The sequence below is a fragment of the Streptomyces sp. NPDC058198 genome (assembly GCF_042882605.1).
In the GTDB taxonomy this organism is placed as follows: domain Bacteria; phylum Actinomycetota; class Actinomycetes; order Streptomycetales; family Streptomycetaceae; genus Streptomyces.
This window is the reverse complement of the sequence record NZ_JBHVVP010000003.1, coordinates 798,644-822,238: the sequence shown is the minus strand read 5'-3', so window position 1 is coordinate 822,238 and position 23,595 is coordinate 798,644. Positions and strand designations below refer to the sequence as shown.

The 23,595-nt window shown below is 69.7% G+C and carries 23 protein-coding genes and 1 pseudogene; 4 read left to right on the top strand and 20 right to left on the bottom strand.

From position 1 onward, the window contains the following. Positions 1–2,628, top strand: a 2,628-nt coding sequence (locus ACFVWW_RS16015; RefSeq protein WP_389679689.1) for a CHAT domain-containing protein, incomplete at its 5' end; no start/stop codon positions are given. Between the two features lie 188 nt (positions 2,629–2,816). On the opposite strand, the gene ACFVWW_RS16010 is transcribed toward ACFVWW_RS16015, so the two are convergent. From ACFVWW_RS16010 to proS, 20 genes and pseudogenes are all read right to left on the bottom strand, one after another. Beyond that, on the bottom strand, positions 2,817–3,350 hold the full coding sequence (locus ACFVWW_RS16010; protein WP_386878290.1) for a hypothetical protein: 534 nt from the start codon (positions 3,348–3,350) through the stop codon (positions 2,817–2,819). After that, positions 3,347–5,554, bottom strand: coding sequence for a hypothetical protein (locus ACFVWW_RS16005; RefSeq protein WP_386878289.1), 2,208 nt, complete (start codon positions 5,552–5,554; stop codon positions 3,347–3,349). Before ACFVWW_RS16005 ends, ACFVWW_RS16010 begins: the two co-directional genes overlap by 4 nt. Then, positions 5,551–7,365, bottom strand: coding sequence for a hypothetical protein (locus ACFVWW_RS16000; RefSeq protein WP_386878288.1), 1,815 nt, complete (start codon positions 7,363–7,365; stop codon positions 5,551–5,553). Before ACFVWW_RS16000 ends, ACFVWW_RS16005 begins: the two co-directional genes overlap by 4 nt. Next, positions 7,362–8,738, bottom strand: coding sequence for a site-specific integrase (locus ACFVWW_RS15995; RefSeq protein ID WP_386878287.1), 1,377 nt, complete (start codon positions 8,736–8,738; stop codon positions 7,362–7,364). Before ACFVWW_RS15995 ends, ACFVWW_RS16000 begins: the two co-directional genes overlap by 4 nt. A gap of 88 nt (positions 8,739–8,826) precedes the next feature. Beyond that, positions 8,827–9,153, bottom strand: a complete 327-nt coding sequence (locus ACFVWW_RS15990; RefSeq protein WP_386878286.1) for a hypothetical protein — start codon at positions 9,151–9,153, stop codon at positions 8,827–8,829. After that, a complete protein-coding gene (locus ACFVWW_RS15985) occupies positions 9,150–10,790 on the bottom strand; it encodes a YifB family Mg chelatase-like AAA ATPase (RefSeq protein ID WP_386878285.1) in 1,641 nt (546 codons plus the stop codon). The genes ACFVWW_RS15990 and ACFVWW_RS15985 overlap by 4 nt, the downstream gene beginning before the upstream one ends. After that, positions 10,790–11,167 (bottom strand): YraN family protein, encoded by a 378-nt coding sequence (locus tag ACFVWW_RS15980; protein WP_384184664.1) that lies wholly within the window; start codon positions 11,165–11,167, stop codon positions 10,790–10,792. Before ACFVWW_RS15980 ends, ACFVWW_RS15985 begins: the two co-directional genes overlap by 1 nt. Before the next feature lie 113 nt (positions 11,168–11,280). Beyond that, the gene (locus ACFVWW_RS15975; protein ID WP_014675276.1) at positions 11,281–11,589 is read right to left on the bottom strand and encodes a DUF2469 domain-containing protein; all 309 of its coding nucleotides are present in this window, start codon (positions 11,587–11,589) and stop codon (positions 11,281–11,283) included. 56 nt (positions 11,590–11,645) lie between these two features. Then, entirely contained in the window at positions 11,646–12,140 is a 495-nt protein-coding gene (locus ACFVWW_RS15970) for an NUDIX hydrolase (protein ID WP_384335429.1), read from the bottom strand. Beyond that, positions 12,130–12,891 (bottom strand): signal peptidase I, encoded by a 762-nt coding sequence (gene lepB / locus ACFVWW_RS15965; RefSeq protein ID WP_386878284.1) that lies wholly within the window; start codon positions 12,889–12,891, stop codon positions 12,130–12,132. Before lepB (ACFVWW_RS15965) ends, ACFVWW_RS15970 begins: the two co-directional genes overlap by 11 nt. 59 nt (positions 12,892–12,950) lie before the next feature. Continuing rightward, positions 12,951–13,784: a signal peptidase I gene (gene lepB / locus ACFVWW_RS15960; protein ID WP_384184810.1), complete on the bottom strand. Its 834-nt coding sequence runs from the start codon at positions 13,782–13,784 to the stop codon at positions 12,951–12,953. Positions 13,785–13,833: 49 nt separating this feature from the next. Next, positions 13,834–14,845 (bottom strand): annotated as a pseudogene (lepB, locus tag ACFVWW_RS15955) (signal peptidase I); the annotation flags it as partial. Next, positions 14,838–15,617, bottom strand: coding sequence for a signal peptidase I (gene lepB / locus ACFVWW_RS15950; RefSeq protein ID WP_386878283.1), 780 nt, complete (start codon positions 15,615–15,617; stop codon positions 14,838–14,840). The gene lepB (ACFVWW_RS15950) and the pseudogene lepB (ACFVWW_RS15955), both read right to left, overlap by 8 nt. A gap of 72 nt (positions 15,618–15,689) precedes the next feature. Next, complete coding sequence (rplS, locus tag ACFVWW_RS15945) at positions 15,690–16,040, bottom strand: 50S ribosomal protein L19 (RefSeq protein WP_384184807.1); 351 nt, start codon at positions 16,038–16,040, stop codon at positions 15,690–15,692. 131 nt (positions 16,041–16,171) lie between these two features. Then, on the bottom strand, positions 16,172–16,993 hold the full coding sequence (trmD, locus tag ACFVWW_RS15940) for a tRNA (guanosine(37)-N1)-methyltransferase TrmD (RefSeq protein WP_384335438.1): 822 nt from the start codon (positions 16,991–16,993) through the stop codon (positions 16,172–16,174). After that, a complete protein-coding gene (gene rimM, locus ACFVWW_RS15935; protein WP_386878282.1) occupies positions 16,993–17,562 on the bottom strand; it encodes a ribosome maturation factor RimM in 570 nt (189 codons plus the stop codon). The genes trmD and rimM overlap by 1 nt, the downstream gene beginning before the upstream one ends. A 176-nt stretch (positions 17,563–17,738) precedes the next feature. Beyond that, positions 17,739–17,978, bottom strand: coding sequence for an RNA-binding protein (locus ACFVWW_RS15930; RefSeq protein WP_020868149.1), 240 nt, complete (start codon positions 17,976–17,978; stop codon positions 17,739–17,741). A 2-nt stretch (positions 17,979–17,980) separates the two neighbouring features. Next, complete coding sequence (gene rpsP / locus ACFVWW_RS15925) at positions 17,981–18,427, bottom strand: 30S ribosomal protein S16 (protein WP_384184647.1); 447 nt, start codon at positions 18,425–18,427, stop codon at positions 17,981–17,983. 264 nt (positions 18,428–18,691) lie between these two features. Then, positions 18,692–19,285, bottom strand: coding sequence for a hypothetical protein (locus ACFVWW_RS15920; RefSeq protein ID WP_384184645.1), 594 nt, complete (start codon positions 19,283–19,285; stop codon positions 18,692–18,694). Between the two features lie 228 nt (positions 19,286–19,513). Then, positions 19,514–20,929 carry a proline--tRNA ligase gene (gene proS, locus ACFVWW_RS15915; protein ID WP_386878281.1) on the bottom strand — a complete coding sequence of 472 codons (1,416 nt, stop codon included), beginning with the start codon at positions 20,927–20,929 and terminating at the stop codon, positions 19,514–19,516. A 211-nt stretch (positions 20,930–21,140) separates the two neighbouring features. On the opposite strand from proS, the gene ACFVWW_RS15910 reads away from it, so the two are divergent. From ACFVWW_RS15910 to ACFVWW_RS15900, 3 genes are all read left to right on the top strand, one after another. Continuing rightward, positions 21,141–22,031, top strand: coding sequence for a class I SAM-dependent methyltransferase (locus tag ACFVWW_RS15910; RefSeq protein WP_386878280.1), 891 nt, complete (start codon positions 21,141–21,143; stop codon positions 22,029–22,031). Between the two features lie 101 nt (positions 22,032–22,132). Continuing rightward, positions 22,133–23,071 carry a GntR family transcriptional regulator YhfZ gene (gene yhfZ, locus ACFVWW_RS15905; protein WP_384184637.1) on the top strand — a complete coding sequence of 313 codons (939 nt, stop codon included), beginning with the start codon at positions 22,133–22,135 and terminating at the stop codon, positions 23,069–23,071. A gap of 124 nt (positions 23,072–23,195) precedes the next feature. After that, positions 23,196–23,570 (top strand): PRD domain-containing protein, encoded by a 375-nt coding sequence (locus ACFVWW_RS15900; RefSeq protein ID WP_386878279.1) that lies wholly within the window; start codon positions 23,196–23,198, stop codon positions 23,568–23,570. Positions 23,571–23,595: the final 25 nt, after the last annotated feature.

Below are 23,595 nucleotides of genomic sequence, written 5' to 3'. Positions count from 1 at the left end.
GTCGAGCGGACGGGGGATCTGTCGGACCTGGACCAGGCCGTCACCACCGGGCAGGAAGCTGTACACGCCACACCCGCCGACCACCCCAACCGAGCGGGGTACCTGAACAACCTGGGGATAGCGCTGCGGGACCGGTTCGAGCGGACCGGGGACCTGGCGGGCCTGGATCAGGCCATCGGACGTTTCCAGGCCGCGGTCCGGGCCGCGCCCGCCGGCCACCCCGACCACCCCAGCCGAGGGGGGCGCCTGTCCAATCTGGGGATGGCGCTGCAGGCCCGGTTCGAGCGGACGGGGGATCTGTCGGACCTGGACCAGGCCGTCACCACCGGGCAGGAAGCTGTACACGCCACACCCGCCGACCACCCCAACCGAGCGAGTCGCCTGTCCAACCTGGGGATGGCGCTGCGGATGCGATTCGGGCGGACGGGGGATCTGTCGGACGTGGATCAGGCCATCCACCGTCTCCAGGCCGCGGTCCGGGCCACGCCCCCCGGCCACCCCGACCGGGCCATGCTCCTGTCCAACCTGGGGACGGCGCTGCAGGCCCGGTTCGACCCGACGGGGGATCTGTCGGACCTGGACCAGGCCGTCACCACTGGACAGGAAGCCGTACACGCCACGCCCACCGACCACCCCGAAAGGGCGGGGCGCCTTTCCAACCTGGGGAATGCGCTGCGGGCCCGGTCCGAGCGGACGGGGGATCTGTCGGACCTGGACCAGGCCGTCACCACCGGACAGGAAGCCGTACACGCCACACCCGCCGACCACCCCAACCGAGCGGGGTGCCTGAACAACCTGGGGATAGCGCTGCGGGACCGGTTCGAGCGGACCGGGGACCTGGCGGACTTGGACGCGGCGGTGTCTGCCTACACCGAGGCGTGGGGTGCGGTTTCGGCGGCACCTACGGTCCGTATCCGGGCGGCGCGAGTGGTGGCCCGGCTGGTCGCTGGGGCTGAGGCGGGGCGGGCGGCGGATGCGGCGGAGGCCGCGGTGCGGTTGCTGCCCGAGGTGACCTTGCGCCAGCTGGGGCGGGGCGATCAGCAGCATGCGCTCGGCGGCTTCGTCGGCCTGGCCGGGGATGCCGCAGCGCTGGCTCTCGCTGATCCCCGCGGGACTCGGCAGGAACGCGCCACTCGTGCGTTGCGGCTGCTGGAGGCCGGGCGGGCGGTACTGCTCAGCCAGGCACTGGATGCCCGCAGCGACCTCACCGACCTGAACCGGCAGCGGCCCGACCTGGCCGCACGGTTCGTCCAGCTACGCGACCAGCTCGACCAGCCCACCGGCGCCGCCACCCCCGCCGACGGGAGCGAAGAGATGAACACTCTCACGGTGCGGCAGGACCGCGCCGTACACGACCGGCACCGGCTGGCCCGCGACTTCGCCCAGACCCTGGACGAGATCCGCGACCTGAACGGGTTCGCCTCCTTCGCCCTCCCACCCACCACCGAGGAACTCCTCACCCAGGCAGAACAAGGCCCCGTCGCCGTGTTCAACATCAGCCCCTATCGCAGCGACGCCCTACTGCTCACCCGGGACGGCATCACCCACCTGGAGCTCCCCCAACTCACCACCGACGCCCTGATCGAGAGGATCGTCTCCTTCCAGCAGGCGCTGCACACCGCCACCACGGGCCGGGACAAATCCCAGCGGCGACAGGGGCAGGACGTGATGACCGGGGTCCTGCAATGGCTGTGGGATACCGCGGCCGGGCCTGTCCTGGACGCGCTGGGACATCGGCGCCAGCCTCCGGCAGACGCCGACTGGCCGCGGGTGTGGTGGGCACCGGGCGGACTGCTGGGACTGCTGCCCCTGCCCGCCGCCGGCTACCACGACGACCCCGCCGACGACCCGCACCGGCGCACGGTCATGGACCGGGTCATCTCCTCCCACACCCCCACCGTCCGCGCACTGCGTTACGCCCGGGAACACACCCCGCACCCGGACACGCCTGCCCAGGGGCTGATCGTCGCGATGCCCACCACCCCCGGCCTCCCCCACCACGGCCGACTGAACCACGTCAGTGCCGAAGCCGAGATACTGCGCCGCCACCTGCCCAGCACCGTACTGCTGCGCGAACCCGACCCCGACCCCGACGGCCACCCTGCCAACTCACTGCCAAGCAGGCCGACCAAAGCAGCCGTCCTGGACCACCTGCCCCACTGCCCGATCGCCCACTTCGCCTGCCACGGCGCCAGCCACCCCACCGACCCCTCCCAGAGCCGGCTGCTGCTCCACGACCACGAAAACGATCCTCTCACCGTCGCCAGCCTCACCCCCGTCCGCCTCGACCACGCCCAGCTGGCCTACCTATCCGCCTGCCGCACCGCGGCCATCGACACCGCCAACCTGGCAGACGAGGCCATCCATCTGACCTCCGCCTTCCAGCTCGCCGGATTCCCCCACGTCGTCGGCACCCTGTGGGAGATCGACGACCAGATCGCCGTCACCGTCGCCGACACCTTCTACACCCACCTACGCACGCCCGACGGGACCATCGACACCAGCCGGGCAGCCCGGGCACTGCATCAAGCCGTGCGCAGCGTACGAGATGGCCACGACCTGCCCGGTCGGCTCAACCGGACCCGGACCCCATTCCTGTGGGCCGCCTACCTCCACGCTGGGGCCTGACGGAGGACTACGAGCACACACACTGCACTCCCGATCGAACCCAGGAGACAGCTACTGAACGTAGCCATTGCCAAGAAGAACGCGGATTTGCCGAATCACTGTTAACGATCCGCCTTCATGGCTAGCGGGATCGCGGATCCTACAAGGTGAGACCGATGGGACGCGCTCGGCCTCACCTGCTTCGCCGGTCAGCGACGGCGCATGACGCGAACGACCCCGTCGGTTCCGGCGGATTCCCTGAGGTGGTGGTTCTCCACCTCAAGGACATGAATGACCCGGGCCATCTGCTGGGCCTTGGTGCGGAGGTTGTCACGCTCTGCCCGGACCCGGGCCAGATCTTTCTTCTGCTTGTCGCTCAGCTCCCGCTCTTTGTCGATGAAGGGCCGCGGTGACGTCCGCTGAGCCTTGACGAGCGCATAGAAGAGGTCCTTGAGGCCGGTGTGTTTGTGGGTGAGCTTGTTCCGCCGCAAGCCGGCTTCCTCGGCCAGTGACTTGATCGTGAGCTGTCCGTCGGAGCGAAGTGGTGCACCGACCAGGAGTCGCACCATGGCGTCGGTGATCATCTGGATCTCGGCGGCGTCCGCGGTGGTCCCTTGGCGGAAGGCATCGGCCGCGTGGGCGAGGACCGCTCCCACGGTCTCAGCAATAGTGGCGTCCTGGTGGCCCCGGTCGACCTCGATGCCGGGATGCGGCCCTGCCTGCGGGTTCTCGGCCGGGTTCATCGGGTCTTCTTCCTGGTCAGGGCGGTGGGAATCGCGGTGCTCTGGTGTCGCTCGATGATCTGGACGAAGACGGCTCGCCGTTGTTGCTCGCGGCGGGCGATGGGGTAGGGGTCGAGGCCGGCCTCGGCGTCTGAGTCGATCTTGTCGATCTCGGCTTGGATGCCTGCGATCTGGGAGTCGGTGCGGCTGATGTTCGCGCAGGCCGGGTTGCAGCGGGACCGGTCGGGGGTCCGCTGCCCGCTGGAGCCGCTCCGGTCGAGTTCGGGGTCGCAGAGGGCTTTGAAGGCGTCGTAGTTGCAGGTCAGGAACGTTTTCGGGTCTTCATAGACCTGCAGTTTCGGGTTCTTGACCAGGGCCCGGAGTTCTCTTTTGCCCAGGTAGGCGCCGGCGTATTGGTTCTCGAACTCGGTCGCGGCGGAGATGTAACGGCCGGCGGCGGGGCCGCTGACGCTCTCGCCGCCGGCGATCCGTTCGCGGGCTTCGGAGAGGGCGTCGGCCAGGGCCAGACCTTTCTCGAAGTCGAGGAGTTCGAGCATGTCCGCCTTCGAGCGTCCGGCGTACGACTCTCCGATCAAGGTCGCGGCATGGCCGAACTGGACTCCCAGAGCAATACGTCCGCCCGGCTGGCGGTGGATGAACCAGGCGATAGTCCTTCGCAGCCGCTGCAGGACAACCGGGCCCTCGGGGTCTTCTGGTATGAGCTCGTGCGGGCGGTCGTGGCGGATGGCCTGCTCGTTGGTCCAGGTGATGAAGCTGGCGATGTGTCGGGCTGCCGAGTCGCCGGTGAGGGCATCGCCGACACCGCCTTCCGGGCAGGGTTGGTGCCCACGGGAGAAGCTGCGGGAGAACAGCAGGTCACCGGGCTCCAGCTCTTCGACCACGGCGATCGCCTGGCCCACGAACTCCAGGACGATCCAGGGGTCCGGACGGATCTCGCCCTCGGGAATCGTGTTGCCCTCGTCGTCGGTGACGCCCTTGAAGTGCCGGCCGGTGACCTTGTAGCGAACGGTGCCGTCCTCGCGGTCCTCGCGTGTGCAGCAGCCCTTGACCAGATGCTGGACCTCTTCCGGACGCATGCCGGAGAGGTAGGCGGTAATGATCAGCGCGGCTGTGGACAAGTGCCGGGCCAGCACGGGGACGTTCTCGAAGTCAACGGAGTCGGTCCAGGGTCTGTCTCCGATGCGGCCCGTGACCGGGATGTCTAGCGGGGCAGAGGGGCCGAAATGCCGGGGCTCTAGCTCGTGCTGCAGTCGCCTCCGAGCCGTAGTGACCTGGTAGAGGTTGACCCCGACGACTCCCGCGACGTAGGCACGGTTGAGAGCAGGCAAACCTCCCTCGCTTCCACGGGACCGGGCACTCACCGTGATCCCACGGGTCTGATAGCCAGAGAAGCCAGGCAGCGGCTTCCCCCGTGCGATCAAGTCTTTGAGGTAGTCGACGACCTTCTGACTGTCCCCGCGGGCGGAAGGCCCCCGGGTGCGTTCGAGCAGGCGCTTGTGCTCCCGCCAAGCGGCCAGGATGTCCGGCCCCAAGTCCAACACCATGCGCAGCGACCAGACCAGCAGGGGCGACATCACTGCCGGGTGGACGATCGGGATGCTGTTCTCCCCTCCGGCGGGGGTGTACTTCTCTCCGAGGAAGTCCGTCATCGCGGTCGCCGGATCCTCCCAGGGCGGCATCACCAGACGGTCTTGCGGCAGCAGGAAAGGGGCGTAACCCCAGATCCGGCTCAGTGCCCGCGCGGCCCGCCGGTCGTGCTCCCAAGAGCGTCCGTAAGTTCGGATGTGGTCCGCGTACTCGGCCAGGTCCTCCGCCGTCACCGCGGTGAGTTCGGTGATCTCCCGATTGATGAGCCAGCCAGCGAAATCCATCCAGACACTGAACGTGAACCGCAGGGCCCTGGGCGACATCACCGCCCGGGAGGCCGTCTCACTCAGCATGACCGCGGGGGCCGGGATGTTCAACACCGCCCAGCCCACTCGCATCAACGAAGCTTGAAACGGCTCGGGGCAGCGGGCCCAGTTGACGCTCTGAGCCCTCGCCGTGTCCTTGTGCATCATGTAGGACAGGCGCCAGACCAGCTCACAAAAACGCGGGAGCACGTCGTCGGGGACACCGGAGCGGACCCGGTGGGAGGGCAGGACCAGGTCCTGAGGGGCTGGATCGGCCAGGCGGATTCCGCCGGCCAGCGCAGTTGTCGTCACGGATCGAGCCTCCTGTCGAGCATGCGGTCGATAAGGTGCCGGTCCGCCTCGGCCAGAGCGGACAAGAGCCCGACCCGCATCTCCGGGCTGGTGTGGTTGCTCAGGAAATCGGAAATGCGGGCGTGATGGCCTTCCCAGTCCGCGGCCCAGGCCGCAGGGGCAAGCGTCGCGCGAAGCCCCTCGATGACCTGGTGGAGATAGACGACCCTCGGCAGGTCACGTGCGGTCGCGACCGCGTTGCGGCAGGCGAAACACAGCAGGAAGGACACCCCGCAGGGCTTGCCCACCTCGCTGAAGTCGGAGTTCTCGAAGTCCGTGCAGGAGGCGACGGGCGTCTTCAGCCGCCCCGTCACGATCTCCATCGCGGTTTCGCGATCGACTCCCACGGCCTTGGCGACCTGGTCGGCGTCGAACTCGGTGTCACCGGTCGCATGCGCAACCAGCCTCATCTGAACGCGTTCCCGGGCGTGCTCGACGGCCTTGGACAGACCTGACTCCACGACTGCGCGGGAGTCCTCACGGACCTCCTCGTCCTTGAACAGGTAGTCCTTCGCGTGGGTGGCCTCGGTGTTGTTGCGGGCCCGGCCGTGGTGGACCTGCGCGCTGTGCCGCAGCGGCTGGGCACTGATCCTGGGCGGAAGAGGGACACCGGCTGCCCGCTGGCTCCCGGCCCAGTCCCAGATAGCCTCTTCAAGGGCCTGGCCCTTGAGAAATCCGTCCAGGTTTTCCGGTCCTCCGCGATTCCGCCGGGCCAGAAAGAGCAGCGAGCTCGGTCGGTCCAGTTCCTCAAGAGTGAACCTGGCCTGCCGTGTCAGATCCAGGACCTGCTTCATGGCCCACCCGCTGCTGCCTTCGCCGGCATCGACGAGGTTGTTGGTGGCGTGACGGCGCCGCTTGCCGCGGCGGGCTTTGTCGGTGGCAACCCGGTGCACTGCCGGAGCCTCGCTGTCCCCGTCTGCGTTCGGCCAGTAGGCAGGAACCTGCACCTTCTTCAGTACGGACAGATTCCAGCCCTCATGGATGATCAGCAGCACCGCCGCGGCCCCGGCCTCGGGAAAGGTCGGGAAGAGCCCGGTCAGCGACATGCCGATGGCGTCATCGCCCACCATGCGGCGGGTCGCCGGCGACAGGCGGCGCCCGCTCTTGCCCCGGGGAACGTCCCCGGTGCGGGCAACGTGGTCCAGCAACTGGCCCACGAGCCAGTCCCGGCTCCCCTCGGTCAGTTCCCCCGAGCGCCAGCATTCCATGAGCGCAACGCTCTCCTGGATGCGCAGACGGGCCGCCCTCACGGTCGCAGCAGCCGCGTCACGAACAGCCTTCAACTCGGCCTTGGAATGGGTCCGCTTCGGCTTCGCAGCCAACTTGTCGGCAGCCGACCGGCGGCGCCATGTCGTCAAATAGGCACGGGTCTGCTCCGGCACTTGGGCACTGTCCTGGAGTACCGGGCCGAAATTCTGGCGGCCCCGGCTGACCTGGCTCCACTGCTTCCACCAGGTCACGCTGATCTGATGAACTGCAGTGATCGGCGGCTCCGCCGCCGCGGCATCCTGTAGAAATCTGCGCAGGATCCGCGCCCTCGTCCGATACGTATCCCAGCTGGTCCACCGGGCCCGGCCGTAGCGGGTGAAGAGGAGCACCAACTCCCGGCGGAAACTCGCCGGCCCGGCCGCGTCGGTGAAATCCCAGGTTCCCAGATCTTCGCCGTGCTCGCCGACCGCCCGAACAATCAAGCCCGTCGGGTCGAGTGCCGATTCCGGCTCCCAGCCATCCTCGGGCAGCGTTGCCCAGCGTCCCGGCCCCCGCCCCGTCACGCAGCGTCCAGGATCAAGCCAGTGCGGGCCGACAACTCCGCAAGCTTCCCGGCGTCGACCGGGTCGTCCTCATCGTTCAGGAGCGAATCCAGCTGAAGTCCCCGCACAGGCTCAAGATAAATATCGCGGGTGACCTGCTCGTTCTTGTGTCCGAGCATGTCCTTGACCATCGACCAGACCTGCCCGTAGACGTCTTCGTAGTGGCGACGTTCAGCAGGCGTGAGCCCCAGACGGCGGTCGAGCGCATTGTGCAGAGCAACCAGGACCCGCAAGGCCATCGAGTGCCGCAGCATGTGCGGGGTCGCGAACACCCCCAGCCCCAGGGCCTCACACCGATCGCTCGCCCGGTCAAAGACCTTCGTCCAGCTCTTGTAGGAGAACGGCATACCGCTCTCCGTCAGCCACAGCATCGCTGGCTCGAGACCGTTCTCAGTGCGGACGTAGAGCCTGAGGCGGTCCGCCGCGGTGAGCGTGTCCAGAGAGCCCTCGCCTTGGCGGCCGTCCCGCTCGGTCCACAAGACCTTTCTCCGCCGCGTGATCGTACGCACGATCCTCTGGCCGGGCAGGTCCTCATAGGCGCCCCGAGCCTGGGCGACCCGTACGGCTTCCGCCCGCGTGCTCAGGCAGTAGCCCGACACCCGCTGCAGGGCGGCGTGACCGGCGTAGAAGGTGTGCCCCGCTCTCTTGGCGACCTGGTGTCCGACCTTCCCCGAGTAGTAGTTCTGCCGACCGAGTTCGGGGATCTCGCAGGTCAAAATTGTTCCGGCCTCGCGGCGGCGCATCCCGCTGGAGTACGTCAGGTCCGCGAAAGCGCAGTCACGTCCGCCAAGCCGACCCCGCCACTTCTCGTCCTCCAGGCCGCTGGGCAGCAGGCCGCCCAGGCCCACGTTCCGCCACAAGCGGTAGGCCCTCGCGGTCAGCCACTTCACATCGGAATGGACGACGTCGTTGGGCGACAGTTCCGCGATCTCGGCCGTGCCGCCGTCCGGCGTACGGATCGAGCGCATCAGTACCGGGCTGGCCTCCACGAAACTGTGGCCACAGGCCACCTTGTAGAGCAGGGTCAGGGCCGCAAGTTCCTTCGCCCAGGTGGCACCGCCGACCTTCTGTGGGTTCGCCGCCGCCCGGCGGCGCCAGTCCTCCCAGTCCTCCAGGTCTTCGGGAGTGGCCTCATCCCAGTTCAGCCCCCGCTGCCACAGGAATGTGAAGAACACACGGTAGATCGGGACGTATGTCTCCTGGGTGCCCTCGGACTTGGCGGAGAACTCCGACCGCCGAAAGATCTTGCTCAGGCGAGGATCAACCCTGCCCTCAGGCGAAACCAGGATCGGCTGTGGTTCGCGGAACTTCAGCGCCTTCTCCCGATCCAGCAAATCACCCCATCCAGGTACACCGTCCTCCCCCGGTGTACCCCCATCACCCGTCCAGAAGAGCCACCACTCACTCACAACACGAGACCTCTCAGCTGAAACCCTTCCTGGGGCAACACAGAGTATGTCCACAGAAGATCAGGTCGCCGGGGCAGATGAACCGGCCGCCGAGCGCGGTCACCGCCGACAGATCACGCTCGGGGACGGCCGCCGCCGCCCGGGTCCGATAGCCGCCGAGCCGCTGCTCACCGGCCCCGGCGAGCAGCTCCCGCCCGGCGTCCTGCGAGGTGATCCGCGCCAGCAGTCCGACGGCGCCGAACTGCCTCAGCCACTGTCCGCCCCGCTCGTCCCCCGGCTCGAACACGCGGGTCAGCGCGGCCCGTGCCAGCCGCTCGGCCGGGCCGACGCCGGAGGTCATGACGCACCCGCGGCCGCTGCCGCCGTGCCCCGCGCGACGCCGGTACGCAGCTCCAGCGCCAGGGCCACGTCGCGCGCCTCGGGCCGCTCGCGCCCGGCGAGATCCGCGACCGTCCACGCCACCCGGAGCACCCGGTCGAGACCGCGGGCGGTGAGCAGCCCCCGCTCCAGATCCCGTTCGGCCGCGGCGAGCGCTCCGGGTGCGACCCGCCAGCGCGTGCGCAGCTCATGACCCGGCACCTCACTGTTGACCGACCACGGTGTGCCGTCCAGCCGGGCCGCCGACCGCTTCCTGGCATCCCGCACCCGGGCCGCGACCGCCGCCGTGGACTCGCCCCTGCCGCCCTGCCCCATCAGGTCGGCGCTGTCGACGGGCCGCACCTCGACCCGCAGATCAACCCGGTCGAGCAGCGGCCCCGACAGCCGCGACTGGTAGCGGCGGATCGCCGAGGGCGGGCATTCGCACCCCGCGCCGTGCAGGGTGTGCCGCCCGCAGGGGCAGGGGTTGGCGGCGAGAGTCATCAGGAAGCGAGCGGGCAGCCGCACCACCCCCGCACTGCGCGCCACCACCACATGCCCCGACTCCAGTGGCTGGCGCAGGGCGTCCAGCGCCCGCCCCGAGAACTCCGGGGCCTCGTCCAGAAAGAGCACGCCCCGGTGCGCGAGCGACACCGCGCCCGGCCTCGGCAGTCCGTTGCCGCCGCCGACCAGCGACTGCATGGTCGCCGAGTGGTGCGGCGCGCAGTAGGGCGGGGTGCGGACGAGAGGCTGGCCCGGCGGAAGCATGCCCGCCACCGAGTGCACGGCGGTGACCTCCAGGGATTCCTGTTGGGTCAGGGGCGGCAGGAGCGCCGGCAGCCGTTCCGCCAGCATCGTCTTGCCCGCACCCGGCGGGCCTTGCAGCAGCAGATGGTGCCCGCCCGCGGCGGCCACCTCCAGAGCCGTACGGGCCGCCGCCTGACCGGCCACGTCCGCCAGGTCGGGCCGGTGCCCGTCGCGCTCCCCCGCACCGGCGCCGACGCCGGTGGCCAGACCGGTGCCCACTCCCGCGCCGGGCACCATCAGCCCCGCCAGCATCGGGTCAGGACGGCCCAGCGCGGGTTCCCGCGGCTCGTCGGGCACCGGCTCGTCGGTCAGTACGGCGATCAGCTGCCGCAGGCTCCGTACCCCGAGGACCGACACCCCGGGCACCAGGGAAGCTTCGCCCGCGGTCTGCTCCGGGACCACGACCTGCCGGTATCCGGCCTCGGCCGCCGCGAGCACCGCCGGCAGCACCCCGCGCACCGGCCGGACCCGCCCGTCGAGTCCCAGCTCCCCGATCAGCACCAGATCGGCGATGGCCCCGGCGTCGATGCGCTCCGCCGCTCCGAGCACCGCGCAGGCCACCGCTAAATCGAAACCGCTGCCGCTCTTCGGTACGGAGGCGGGGCTCAGTCCCACCGTGAGTTTCTTCTGCGGCCACTCCGCGCCGGAATTGACCACCGCGGCCCTGACCCGGTCCCGGCTCTCCACCAGGCTCTTGTCCGGCAGCCCCACCAGGGTGAAGGCGGCCACGCCCGGCTCCAGGTCCGCCTGGACCTCGACCACGACGCCCTCGACACCCACCAGCGCCACCGAGCACGCACGGGCGAACGCCATCACGCCACCCCCCGCGCGTGCTCGATCACGGGGCCGCCGCGCGTGGGCAGCAGCACCCCGATCAGATCGATTCGCACTCCGCCGGGCGGCGGACCGCCGCAGCGCTCCAGCCAGCAGGCCGCGAGGCGTCTCAGCCGGTCCGCCTTGGCCGGTGTGACCGCGGCCATCGGATGTTCGAACGAACCGGCTCTGCGGGTCTTCACCTCGCAGACGACCAGCACCTCGCCGCCCCGGGTGTCTCTGTCCCGGGCCACGATGTCGATCTCACCGGTCCTGCCGCACCGCCAGTTGCGGGCGAGCACGGTCATCCCCGCCGCGGCCAGCCGCCGCGCCGCCAGATTCTCGCCGTACCGCCCCAGTGCCCCCGTCGCGTTCATCTCGGCACCACCTCCGGTACCGACTCTGACGCGACTGCCCGTAACTAGTGGATCTTGGTGGACAACTCACCGGTTGTGGACAACTCGGTCACTCTCCCGGACCGTCACACACTTCAGCCGCCGGGAAGTTCGAGGTCGCTCTTGTTCAGCTCCTCGATATTCACGTCCTTGAACGTGAGCACCCGGACCTGCTTGACGAACCTGGCGGGCCTGTACATGTCCCAGACCCACGCGTCCGCCATCGTGACCTCGAAGAAGACCTCACCCTGCACCGAGTGCACCTGCATCTCGTAATCATTGGTGAGATAGAAGCGACGCTCGGTCTCGATCACGTATTTGAACAGACCGACGACATCGCGGTACTCCCGGTAGAGCTTCAGCTCCATCTCGGTCTCGTACTTCTCGAGGTCCTCGGCGCTCATGGCATGTTCCCCTTCAGCCGTACGTCCCCCCATTGTGCTCCGGCGCCCCTCGGCCCCTAGACGCTTTCGGGGGCGAGGACCACCGGCTCTTCCGGAGGACCCTCGTCGAGCAGCGTACGCAGCAGCTCGGCGAGCCTGGTCGGATACACCGTCTCACGCGCCGCCGACAGTTCGGCGGAGGTCCACCACCTCAACCCCGCGACACTGCGCCGCTCCAGCTCGGTCAGCCCGGAGGAGGAGGTCGCGGTCTGGGCCGTACGTGCCAGGAAGTACCACTCGTCCTGGTCCCAGCGCCGCCCGTCGAACGGGAAGGAGCAGACGCGGCGCCACAGCACGGGCCCCAGTTCCACCTGTGTGATCCCCGTCTCCTCGGCCAGTTCGCGCAGCGCGGCCTCCTCGCGGGTCTCGTCGCCCTCCAGGCCGCCGCCGGGCGTGAACCACCAGCGGTCGCCCGGATCGTCGGGCTCGTATCCGTTCAGCAGCAGAATGCGGTCCTCGGGATCCAGCAGCACCACCCGGGCGACCTTCCGCAGCGCCCCCTCAGCCGGCACCGGCGGACACCTCCTCCCGCGGCCGACGGACCCCGCGCCGCTTCGACAGCTGCCGCGCGAGCGGTCCGTACGCGGCCCCGCCCAGGATCAGCAGCGCCCCGGCCAGCACCGCCCCGACCATCAGATTCAGCGGCCCCAGCGCCGACACTCCGCCCGGCAGCGCCGCGAAGCCCGCCGGCCGGCCGATCAGGCTGCCCAAGGGCCAGGCCACGGCGTCCACGCGCGCGTTCACGGCCGAGCGCGGCACCGAGCCCTGGTCCGGGTCCTGCAGATGGACGCGGGAGTCCAGCGAGCCACTGCGCTCGTCGCCGAGCAGGAACAGCTGTCCCGCCGGTACGGTCGCGTCGAAGTCGCTCGTGGAGGCCCGCCCGCCGAGCATCCCCCGCACATACGGTTCCTCGACCGCCGTGCCGTTGACGGTGAGCCGGCCCTTCGCGTCACAGCAGGCGATCTTGTCGCCGCCGATCCCCACCACCCGCTTCACCATCGGCATATTGCCCCACTGCGCGTCGGTGAAGACCACCACGTCCCCCCGCCGTACCTCACCGCCCGATATCCGCTGGGCCAGCACCCGGTCCCCGGCCTTCACGGTCGGGTCCATCGACCGGGTCGGCACGGTGTACGGCTGGTACTCGAAGGCCGCCCAGCCGAATCCGCCCAGGAAGAGCACACAGCCGACGGCCACGGCCAGCCCCGACAGCACTTCGCCGAGGCGGCCGCGGCCGCCGTTCCTACGTCCAGTCACGCTCATCCCAGCACTCCCCCGCTCCGGAGCAGGACCGCCGGAGGTCGACGATCTGGGACGGCACCCTACCCGGCGGTACGCTCGCGGGTCAGCCTCCGCCTGCGCCACAGCACGACCGGCAGCGCGCCGGCGACACCGAGGGCCCCGGGAGCCGCTGCCGAAACCGCCGCGGCCGCGGTGCTCAGCCCGGGCTGGTCGAAGGTGTCGGGCACCGGAAGCGTGGACCAGCGATTGACCGGCCAGGCGACGACGACCGCGCGGCCGACGACCTCGTCCGTGGAGACCGTGCCGTGACCGGGCAGCTCCTGGTGGTAACGGGAGTCCAGCGAATTCTGCCGGTGGTCACCCATCACCCAGATCCGGCCTTCGTCCACCTTGATCGGCCCGAACGGCTGGTCGTCACAGGGAGTGTTGCCGGGGTAGATGTACGCCGTCTCGTTCAGCGGGTGGCCGTTGACCTCGACCTTGCCGCCCTTCTTGCACTCCACCGTGTCGCCGCCGACCGCGATGACCCGCTTGATCAGGTCCTTCTCCTCGGCGGACGGCATCAGCCCGATGAAGCTGAGGAACTTCTGCGCCACGTTCGGAGCAGGTGCCTGGGCGTCGTCGAGCCAGCCGCCCGGGTCATGGAAGACCACGACCTCACCGCGCTCCGGTTCGGCGCCGAACCACGGCGTGAGCTTGTCCACCAGTACCCGGTCGCCCCGCTGCAGGGTGTCCTGCATCGAGTCCGAGGGGATGGAGAACGCCTGCACCAGGAAGGTCTTGATCAGAAGCGCGAGCAACAGCGCGATTCCGATCAGGAGAGGCAGCTCCTTCCAGAAGGAGCGCGGCTTCCTCGCCCCGGATCCGCCACTGTCCAAGGTCTCGCTCTCGCGTTCCGTCGAATCGTCCGTCACGACGGAGGGCGACTCGGCGAGCTGCTCGTGTCCCTCCTCGGGACCGTCATGTCCGGATCGTGCGCCGACCGCCACGTCCCCCACATCCACTCCTTACTCCGTGCGAATACTCCGTGCGCTTGCCTGTCCCGGAAAAGGGACACGCCCACCACTCCCATAACGAGCGGGAGTTCCGCAGGGCTCGGGAGCCTGGTCAATCCGTTCAGATCCTGGGGGGACAGCCTATTCGACGGCCCCAGTGCCGTCGTCGGTGCCGCACGCGCGTCAGGGACCGAGGCGTAGGTCTCCGGCTCCTCCAGCCTGCGCCAGTGGCCGAAAGGCCAGGCGATGACGACCGCGCGGCCCACCACCTCGTTCTCGGAGACCGTGCCACGGTACTTCTCGCCGAGATGGAAGCGGGAATCGGCCGAGTTCGACCGGTGGTCCCCCATGACGAAGATCCGCCCGGCGGGCACCTCCACCTCGAACGGAAGCTGCGAGGGAACGTTGCCCGGGTGCAGATACGGCTCATTGAGGGGGGTGCCGTTGACGGTGACCTTCCCGCCCCGGTCGCAGCATTTGACGGTGTCACCGCCGACCGCCACCACCCGCTTGATCAGATCCTGCTCGTCGGCGGACGGCAGCAGCCCGATGAAGGTCAGCACCTGTTTGACCTGCTTGACGACCACCGGGGAGTTGTCCGGCGGGGGCTCCTCGTCCTGGAGCCAGCCGCCGGGGTCCTTGAAGACCACGACATCGCCGCGGGCCGGCTTCGAGCCGAACCACGGCGTCAGCTTGTCCACCAGCACCCGGTCGCTGATCTTGATCGTCTGCTCCATCGATCCCGACGGGATGACGAACGCCTGCACCAGGAAGGTCTTCAGTACGAGCGCGATCAGCAGCGCCACGGTGATGAGGACAGGTATCTCCGCCACGGCGGACCGGCGCCGGCGCCGCTTGACCTTACGGGCGAGCTTGCGCCGGTCCGCGCGCCCCGGCAGCTGCCGCTCGCTCGTGGGCCGGGTGCCGGTCGGCAGTCCGCTGTCGGAGACCTGGCCCGGGGGGCGTCCGCGCTTACCCATGGACGCCGCCGGGACTCCGTACGTCCGAGAAGGCGCCGGTCGGCTCCAGCGAGGACCAGCGGTCCAGCGGCCAGCCGATCCAGTCGGCCCGTCCGACGACGCGGTCCACGGGCACCATGCCGCCGCCCGGCTCGCCGAGATGGTCCCGGGAGTCGCGCGAATTGCTGCGGTGGTCGCCCATGACCCACAGGGTTCCCTGGGGTACGACGATGTCGAAGGGGACGCGGGAGGGCGCGTCGCCGAAGTACAGATACCGCTCGTCCACCGCACGGCCGTTCACCTCGACCCTGCCCCCCTTGTCGCAGCAGACGACGCGGTCGCCCCCCACACCGACCACGCGCTTCACGAAGTCGGTCTCGGCGGGCTCGGCGAGCCCCAGGGCCGCGGCCGCCCCGTGCAGCAGCCCGGTGACGGGGTTCTCCGTCACCGGCTCCTGGACAAAGGATCCGGTGCCGTCGAAGACCACCACATCACCACGCTCCGGCGCGCCACCGAAACGGTACGCCACCTTGTTGACCAGCACCCGGTCCCCGACCCGGAGGGTGGGCTCCATCGAGCCGCTGGGGATCAGGAACGGCTGCACCACAAAGGTGCTGACCAGGAGTATGAAGACCGCGCAGACGAGACCGAGCAGTCCCGCCCGGCGCCAGGAAGGGCCTGAGCCCCGCAGAGCCGCTGAGCCGCGAAAACGCGCGGAACGCGACCGGTCTTCCGTCCCGGTGGGGGATGCGGAAGAGCGGTCGCGCTCCGTGTGCTGTGCTTCGGTGTCCATCGGGGCCAGAGCTTATCCGGCGGCCCTGTGGACCCGGGCGCGAGTTCGATCCGCAGCCCGGTCGTGGCGCGACTACCTGTCGCGCTTCTCCTTGATCTTCGCGGCCTTGCCGCGCAGCTCACGGAGGTAGTACAGCTTCGCGCGACGAACGTCACCGCGGCTCACGAGCTCGATCTTCTCGAAGATCGGGCTGTGGACCGGGAAGGTGCGCTCGACACCGACGGAGAAGGAGACCTTGCGGACCGTGAAGGTCTCGCGGACGCCCGAACCCTGGCGGCGGATGACGACGCCCTTGAACTGCTGGATACGGGAGCGGTTGCCTTCGATGACCCGCACGTGGACGTTGACGGTGTCACCGGGGCGGAAGGCGGGGAGGTCGCTGCGGAGCGACGCGACGTCGACAGAGTCGAGCAGGCTGGACATGGTGTGGTCTGCTTCCTCGCTGATGCCACAGGTCATCAGCGGATATCGAAATGAGAGTCTGGGTGCCGTTCGCGTCGGGCGGGCGTCGTTCCCCCTGTGGCAGGGGCGCACACCGGACGTACAGCAGGGGCTTATTCTTCCATGGCCTCGGGCCTGCGCCAAAATCGGCCGCCGGGCTCGGGCGCCCAGCCCAGGATGGAGAGCATCTCGCGGTCCTTCTTGTCGAAGGCCGCGGGGTCGCAACGCTCGATCAGATCGGGCCGGTTGAGGGCCGTACGACGGAACGCCTCGTCCCGCCGCCAGCGCGCGATCCTGCCGTGGTGGCCGCTGAGCAGGACGTCCGGAATCCCGCGCCCGCGCCACTCGGGCGGCTTGGTGTAGACGGGGCCCTCCAGCAGATCGGCCATCGCCCCGGGGGCGAAGGAGTCGTCGCGGTGCGACTCCGCGTTGCCGAGGACGCCGGGCAGCAGCCGGGCCACGGCCTCGGTGATGACCAGTACGGCGGCCTCGCCGCCGGCCAGCACGTAGTCGCCGATGGACACCTCGTAGACCGGTATCCGGGTCGCGTACTCGTCGATGACCCGGCGGTCGATGCCCTCGTAGCGGGCGGGTGCGAAGAGCAGCCAGGGCCGCTCGGAGAGCTCGACGGCCAGCTCCTGGGTGAAGGGGCGGCCGCTGGGGGTGGGGACGACCAGGGCCGGGCCGCCGGCGCCCGCCTCGTAGCCGCTCGCCAGGGCGTCGTCGAGGGCGTCGCCCCAGGGCCCGGTCTTCATGACCATGCCGGGACCGCCGCCGTAGGGGGTGTCGTCGACCGTGTTGTGCCGGTCGTACGTCCACTCCCTCAGGTCGTGCACGTGTACGTCGAGCCGGCCGCGCGCGCGGGCCTTGCCGACCAGCGAGACGTTCAGGGGTTCCAGATACTCCGGGAAGATCGTGACGACATCGAGTCGCATCAGCCGTCGTCCCCGTCCGCCGCGGCGCGGTCATCGGCGGCTTCGTCGCCGGCGGCTGGACCGTCGTCGATGAGACCCGGCGGCGGGTCGATGACGGCCCGCTGCTCCTCCAGATCGATCTCGGTGACGATCTCCTCCACGAAGGGGATCATCACCTCGCTGCCGTCCGGCCGCTCCACGATGAACAGGTCCTGCGAGGGCAGATGGGAGATCTCGGTGATCCGGCCGATCTCCGTACCGTCGGCCAGGACGACATCCAGGTCCATCAGCTGATGGTCGTAGAACTCCTCCGGGTCCTCGGGGAGTTCCGCCGGGTCGATCTCGGCGATGAGCAGGACGTTGCGCAGGGCCTCGGCGCCCGTACGGTCGCGTACGCCCTCGAACCGCAGCAGCAGCCTGCCGCTGTGCACCCGGCCCGTCTCGATCGTCAGCGGTCCGGTCGAGGCCGGTTCCGTGGCGAGTACGGCGCCGGGCCCGAGCCGCTGCTCGGGCTCGTCCGTACGCACCTCGACGGTGACCTCACCCTTGATGCCGTGGGCGCGGCCGATCCGCCCGACTACCAACTGCACGTGCATACCCTTCTTGTGCCGCCGCACCGCCGCCGCTCTCGCGGACGTGGCCGCTCACCACTGTGGTTCCCCGATGGATGATTGCCGTCACCGCTGATGATTGCCGTCACCGCGAAAAACAGCACGGGCCGGAGAAGGCGGTGGCCTTCTCCGGCCCGGGCCGGTGTTCAACTGTGTCAGCGCACCTGATCCACGTCGACGAGGTCGACGCGGATGCCACGGCCGCCGATGGCGCCCACGACAGTCCGCAGAGCACGTGCGGTGCGGCCGTTACGGCCGATCACCTTGCCGAGGTCGTCGGGGTGGACCCGGACCTCCAGCACACGGCCGCGGCGCAGGTTGCGCGAGGCCACCTGCACTTCGTCCGGGTTGTCGACGATGCCCTTCACGAGGTGCTCGAGAGCCTCCTCGAGCATGCTCAGGCCTCGGTCGACTCGGCGGTGGCCGAGGACTCGGTCCCGGCTTCGTCGGCCTTCTTGTCGGACTTCTTGGCCTTCTGAGTGATCGCCTCACCCTTGGGCTCGTCGCCGGCGTCCTTCGTGGCGGCCTCGAAGAGGGCGCGCTTGTCGGCCTTCGGCTCCGGCTGCAGCAGCGGCGCGGGGGCCGGAAGGCCCTTGTGCGCCTGCCAGTCACCGGTGAGCTTGAGGATCGCGAGAACCGGCTCGGTCGGCTGGGCGCCGACGGACAGCCAGTAACGCGCGCGGTCCGAGTCGACCTCGATACGCGAGGGGTTCTGCACCGGGTGGTACAGACCGATCTCCTCGATGGCCCGGCCGTCACGGCGGGTACGGGAGTCGGCGACGATGATGCGGTAGTGAGGCGAACGGATCTTGCCCAGACGCTTCAGCTTGATCTTGACTGCCACTGGAGTGGTGTCTCCTGGTCTTGACGTGGTTGAGCGCAACGGGACGCCGCGTGGGGTTGCGGTACCCGATCCGCCCGATGGACGCGTCAGCCGGAGGAGAGAGGGGTCCTGTGCGACTGTCGAGTACAGCTGGTCATTGTGCCACATACCTGCGACAGGGCATGACCCGGCCGGGGCCGGGCCCCCGCCGCGGTGGGCCTGGGGAGTGTCGTACGGATCCCGGCCGGTTCGCCTGATCCGTAGGAGACCCCCCAGGTCCTGGGCTCAGCTCGCCGCGCCGACCACTTCCGGGATACGGAAGGGCTTGCCGCAGCCGCCGCAGACGATCGGCGCCTGGGCGAGGACCGACGGAACGACGCGTACGTTCCGGCCGCAGTCGCAGACCGCTTTGACGCGGACTCCGCCGCCGGAGGAGCCGTGCCGGGCGGCCGGACCGCGGAAGCTGCGCTTGGTGTCCGCAGCCGTCGCGACCGTATGCGCCTTCAGAGCGCGCTGGAGCCGCTCCATGGTGGGGCGATACCGCCGTTTCGCCTCGGGGCTGAGCGAGACCAGCGAGAAGCCGCTGCTGGGATGCGGCTCCTCGGGGTGGTCAAGGCCCATCTCCTCGGCGATCGCCAGGAATCGGCGGTTGTGATAACGGCCCGCACGCGAGGTGTCTCGGACACCTCTGGCGGCGGCGATGCCGTGGACCGCTTCGTGAAGCAGTCGTTCGAAGGAGAGCTCGGCGCCGCAGGCGGACGACGATTCTCCGATCAGGGACTCTGGCGCGGCAAGATCCGGCAGCTCGGGGTGGGACCGCTGAATATCGGCCCACGCCTGTGCCAGCTCTGCGGCGAGAACAGGTGGTGTCGTGCTCACGTCGTGAACAACGAGCCGGAACGCTCTCGGGTTCCATTACGGGGCATCCCAAATAATTTGCACGTACCCGTCAGTTGCCATTGATGCGTCCTGACGAGGGCGGGTGCGTCGATCTGCGGAGAAGCCTCGCAGCTCATCTCAAGGTGGTACGTAGCGCCGCGTACGCATCGGCGCGTAGCTGATCTACGTACACCGGCACTCTTCGACCGGAGCTCAGCAAGAGGGAGCTCAGTAGGCGCGCGCCACAAGGGCGAGGTTACCCGGCGCATCATCCGATTCCGGCACCGACCCGTCCTCGGCGACCAGACACCGTACGGACACGCCGTGCCGCGCGAGGGCGGCCTCTCCCCCGGGGCCCAGCGCCGCCCACGCGATACGCGCCCAGTCACCCGCGCCGGCGGCCTCGGCGGCCTCCTCGACGGTGGAGACATCGGTGGTACGGGACGCGCGGCGCTCCCGGGACTGCCGCAGCAGCAGCGCCTGGTCCTCTTCGAGGACCGTGGGCAGCAGCCCGGCGAGGGCGTCCACGGAGACGGGCTCCTTGCCGCCCGGGATCCGGCGGGCGAGCATCGCGGTGCCGCCCTCCAGGTCGCGCGGGCCGATCTCGATCCGTACGGGCACGCCCTTCAGCTCCCAGTCGACGGCGCGGCGGCCGAAGGGGGTGTCGGTACGGTCGTCGACCTGGACGCGCAGGCCGGCCGCCCCGAGGCGGCCGGCGATCTCACGGACGGCCGCGAGGACGGCCTCGTCGTCCTTGATGGCGAGGACGACGGCCTGGACGGGGGCGAGCCGGGGCGGCACGCGCAGCCCGTTGTCGTCGCCGTGCGACATGATCAGTCCACCGACCATCCGGGTCGAGGCGCCCCAGGAGGTCTGCCAGACCAGCTCCTGGGTGTCGTCCTTCGACAGATACCGGATGTGGAAGGCCCTGGCGAAGTTCTGGCCCAGTTCATGGCTCGTGCCCAGCTGGAGGGCCTTGCCGTCGCCCATCATCCCTTCGAGGGTCAGGGTGTTGATGGCGCCCGCGAAACGCTCGCTCGCGGTCTTGCGGCCCAGGACGACATCGATGCCGAGGACATTGATCATGAAGTCCGCGTAGACGTGCCGGTGGATGTGCGCCGCGTACCGCCTGGCCTCCTCCTCGGTGGCGTGGGCGGTGTGGCCCTCCTGCCAGAGGAATTCGGTGGTGCGCAGGAAGATCCGGGGGCGCATCTCCCAGCGGACGACATTGGCCCACTGGTTGATGAGCAGCGGCAGATCGCGGTAGCTCCGCACCCACTTGGAGAAGTACTCGTTGACGATCGTCTCGGAGGTGGGACGGACGACGGCCGGCTCGTCCAGCTCCTTGCCGCCGCCGTGCGTGACGACGGCCAGCTCGGGTGCGAAGCCCTCGACGTGTTCGGCTTCTCTGGTCAGATACGACTGCGGGATGAGGAGCGGGAAGTACGCGTTCGCGGCGCCCGCCTCCTTGATGCGGGCGTCCAGCTCCTGCTGCATCCGCTCCCACAGGCCGTAGCCGTACGGCCTGATCACCATCGTGCCGCGCACCGGTCCGTTGTCGGCCAGCTCGGCCTTGTTGATCAGGTCCTGGTACCAGCGGGGGAAGTCGTCCGCCCGGGGCGTGAGAACAGGTGCCTTCGCCATGGCGGGAATCGTACGGCGGCCCTGGCCGGAAAAATGGATCAGCCGCGCGCGCCGGGGCGTACGCCCGGTTCACACAACGCTTTGCCCATCGCCCACTGGACGCGGGCACGGATGCGGAGTTCCCTGACATACGGGGGATGTGTGCGCGCATCTACACGGGGGGCTGTCCATCAGGACACTGACGACCTCTCGGCGGATTGGGGCGCTATCCATGACACCTACGCTCGCCCAGCACCACGAGCAGCCTCCGAACGCGGCCTCGGCTCCGGCGCTTCCCGCGGACGCGGGTGCGCGCGCCCGCGACTGGGCCGAGATCCAGGAACGGATGCTGGTGCCGCTCTACGAAGCGGTGTACGAACGCCTGGAGGTCCACACCGGCACCCGGGTGCTCGGCCTCGGCTGCGGCTCGGGGCTCGCCCTGCTGCTCGCCGCCTCGCGGGGTGCGCGGGTCACCGGCGTCGACGCGGACGAGGAGCGGCTCGCGCTGGCCCGCGAACGGCTGGTCGTCGAGGGGAAGCGGGACGACCGCTCCGCCGGCAGCAGCGTGCCAGCGGCCACCGGCACGCTGCTGCCGGTGGACCGGATGGCCGAGGCGGCCGCCGCGCCGGGCCGTTCCCCGTACGACCTGATCACCGCCTTCCAGCCGATCGGCTCCACGGCGGACGACGTGGAGGAGCTCGCGCCCGCCCTCGGCACGGCGATACCGCTGGCCGAACACGGCACCCCGGTGGTGCTGGCCGGCTGGGGGCCGCCGGAGCGCTGCGCCACGGACGCGGTGCTGCGGGTCGCGGGCCGGCTGACCGGCGCGCCGCGCACGGGCGGCCGGTCCCCGGCGCACCGGGACGACCTGGAGGAGGTGGCCGCGCGGGCCGGTCTGGAGCCGGACGGATCGGGCCGGGTGGCCTGCCCCTTCGGCTACGCGGACACGGAGAGCGCGGTGCGCGGACTGCTGTCGACCGGGGTGTTCGACGGGGCGATCGGGGCCACGGACCGGCGGCAGGTGGAGAAGGAGATCAGCGAGGCGCTCCGTCCGCATCTGCGGCCCGACGGCACGGTGTGGATGGAGAACGTCTTCCGTTATCTGATCGCCCGCACGCCCTGACCTGGGCGGACGCGGCCCGACCCGCCGGTCCGTTTCCTGGCCGGGAACGGATCGGCCCAGGACCCTTGCCAGTATCCAGAATCCTGTTTACTGTCTCTTCCGTGACAGGCTTTGACGAGCGTTTCCTGACCCGCAACGGCCTCGCGGCCCGGCAGCTGGCGGTTCTCCTGCTGAACCACGAGCCGGACACCCGGCTGCCACGGGTGCGCGACTTCGCCGTGGAGCTGGGCGTCGGGAACGGCACCGTCCAGGCGGCGCTCCAGCTGCTGGAGAAGGCCGAGGCCATCGAGACGACGGCCCGTGGCCATCTCGGCACCTTCCTCGTCCGCTCCGACCGCTCGATACTCTGGCGGCTCTCCGGACTCGGCACCCTGCTCGCCGCGATGCCGCTCCCGTACTCCCGCCGCTACGAAGGTCTGGCCACCGGGCTGCGCTCCGCCTTCGAGGAGGCCGGCGCCCCCTTCGCGATCACCTTCATGCGAGGCGCCGGCGCCCGCACCACCGCCCTGATCGAGGGCAAGGTCGATCTCGTGGTGCTCTCCCGCTTCGCCGCCGACCGGCTGGTCGGGGAACACCCCGTCGAGCTGGTCGCGGATCTCGGCCCGGCCACGTATGTCGGGGCACACGGGCTGCTGCTGCGGCACGGCGCGGACCTGGACACCCCGGGGCTGCGGGTCGCCGTCGACCACGCCTCCGAGGATCAGCGGATGCTCGCCGAGCGCGTGTTCGCCGGACGCGGCGACATCGAGTGGGTCGAGGCCTCATACATGCAGCTGCCCGAGCTGCTGGAGCAGGACCGGGCCGACGCCACCGTCTGGAACCTCGACGAGGTACAGGGCAGGCTCGGCCCAGGAGTGGACGTACGGCCGCTCGGCGACGAGGTCACCCGCGATCTGTCGCTGCGCAACTCCAGCGCGGCGATCATCGGCAGGACCGAGGGGGCGAAGGCGCTCGGCGCCGTGCGCGACTCGCTCGACCTGTCGGTCATCACCACCGTCCAGACCGAGGTACTGCGCGGTGAGCGCATGCCCTCGTACTGACCTCACCGGCCCCGCCGGATGAACCGGACACCGCGAAAGGACATCCCAGGACCGAGATCCGGGCTCAATATACAAAATCCTGGTGACTGTTTCATCAGCCTCGAAAGAAAGGATAAGGAGCACCATGGACGACCAGCTCGCCCTCCGCATCCAACTGTTCCGCGAGAGCGGCCAGGTCAGGCCCGAGGTCGCCGCGTTCGTCGCGGACGAGCTGGACGCCCTGGCCGCCGAGGGCCGTACCGTCACCGAGGGCACGGCGGGCATGCTCACCAGCCATCTGATGATGGCGCTCAACCGGCTCCTCGACGGCGAGCCGATCGAGGAGTTCCGGACAGACGAGCAGGTGGCGGCCGAGCTCGCCGACCACCCCGAGGCTGTGGCCCGGGCCCGCGCCGTGTCCGTACGGGCGGAGCAGGCCCTGGGCGCCCCGCTCCCCGAGTCCGAGATCAACTTCCTGGGTCTGCACCTCGCCGTGCTCGCCCAGAACTCCCCCGCCTGACCCGGCTCCGCGGTACGCGGGAACC

What these genes read in the sequence shown, in the direction of transcription:
- ACFVWW_RS16010 (WP_386878290.1), bottom strand. Translation starts at nt 3,350, where the DNA reads ATGAACCCGGCCGAGAACCCGCAGGCAGGGCCGCATCCCGGCATCGAG.
- ACFVWW_RS15990 (WP_386878286.1), bottom strand. Translation starts at nt 9,153, where the DNA reads ATGACCTCCGGCGTCGGCCCGGCCGAGCGGCTGGCACGGGCCGCGCTG.
- ACFVWW_RS15985 (WP_386878285.1), bottom strand. Translation starts at nt 10,790, where the DNA reads ATGGCGTTCGCCCGTGCGTGCTCGGTGGCGCTGGTGGGTGTCGAGGGC.
- ACFVWW_RS15980 (WP_384184664.1), bottom strand. Translation starts at nt 11,167, where the DNA reads ATGAACGCGACGGGGGCACTGGGGCGGTACGGCGAGAATCTGGCGGCG.
- ACFVWW_RS15975 (WP_014675276.1), bottom strand. Translation starts at nt 11,589, where the DNA reads ATGAGCGCCGAGGACCTCGAGAAGTACGAGACCGAGATGGAGCTGAAG.
- lepB (WP_386878284.1), bottom strand. Translation starts at nt 12,891, where the DNA reads ATGAGCGTGACTGGACGTAGGAACGGCGGCCGCGGCCGCCTCGGCGAA.
- lepB (WP_386878283.1), bottom strand. Translation starts at nt 15,617, where the DNA reads ATGGACACCGAAGCACAGCACACGGAGCGCGACCGCTCTTCCGCATCC.
- rplS (WP_384184807.1), bottom strand. Translation starts at nt 16,040, where the DNA reads ATGTCCAGCCTGCTCGACTCTGTCGACGTCGCGTCGCTCCGCAGCGAC.
- trmD (WP_384335438.1), bottom strand. Translation starts at nt 16,993, where the DNA reads ATGCGACTCGATGTCGTCACGATCTTCCCGGAGTATCTGGAACCCCTG.
- ACFVWW_RS15930 (WP_020868149.1), bottom strand. Translation starts at nt 17,978, where the DNA reads ATGCTCGAGGAGGCTCTCGAGCACCTCGTGAAGGGCATCGTCGACAAC.
- proS (WP_386878281.1), bottom strand. Translation starts at nt 20,929, where the DNA reads ATGGCGAAGGCACCTGTTCTCACGCCCCGGGCGGACGACTTCCCCCGC.
- ACFVWW_RS15910 (WP_386878280.1), top strand. Translation starts at nt 21,141, where the DNA reads ATGACACCTACGCTCGCCCAGCACCACGAGCAGCCTCCGAACGCGGCC.
- ACFVWW_RS15900 (WP_386878279.1), top strand. Translation starts at nt 23,196, where the DNA reads ATGGACGACCAGCTCGCCCTCCGCATCCAACTGTTCCGCGAGAGCGGC.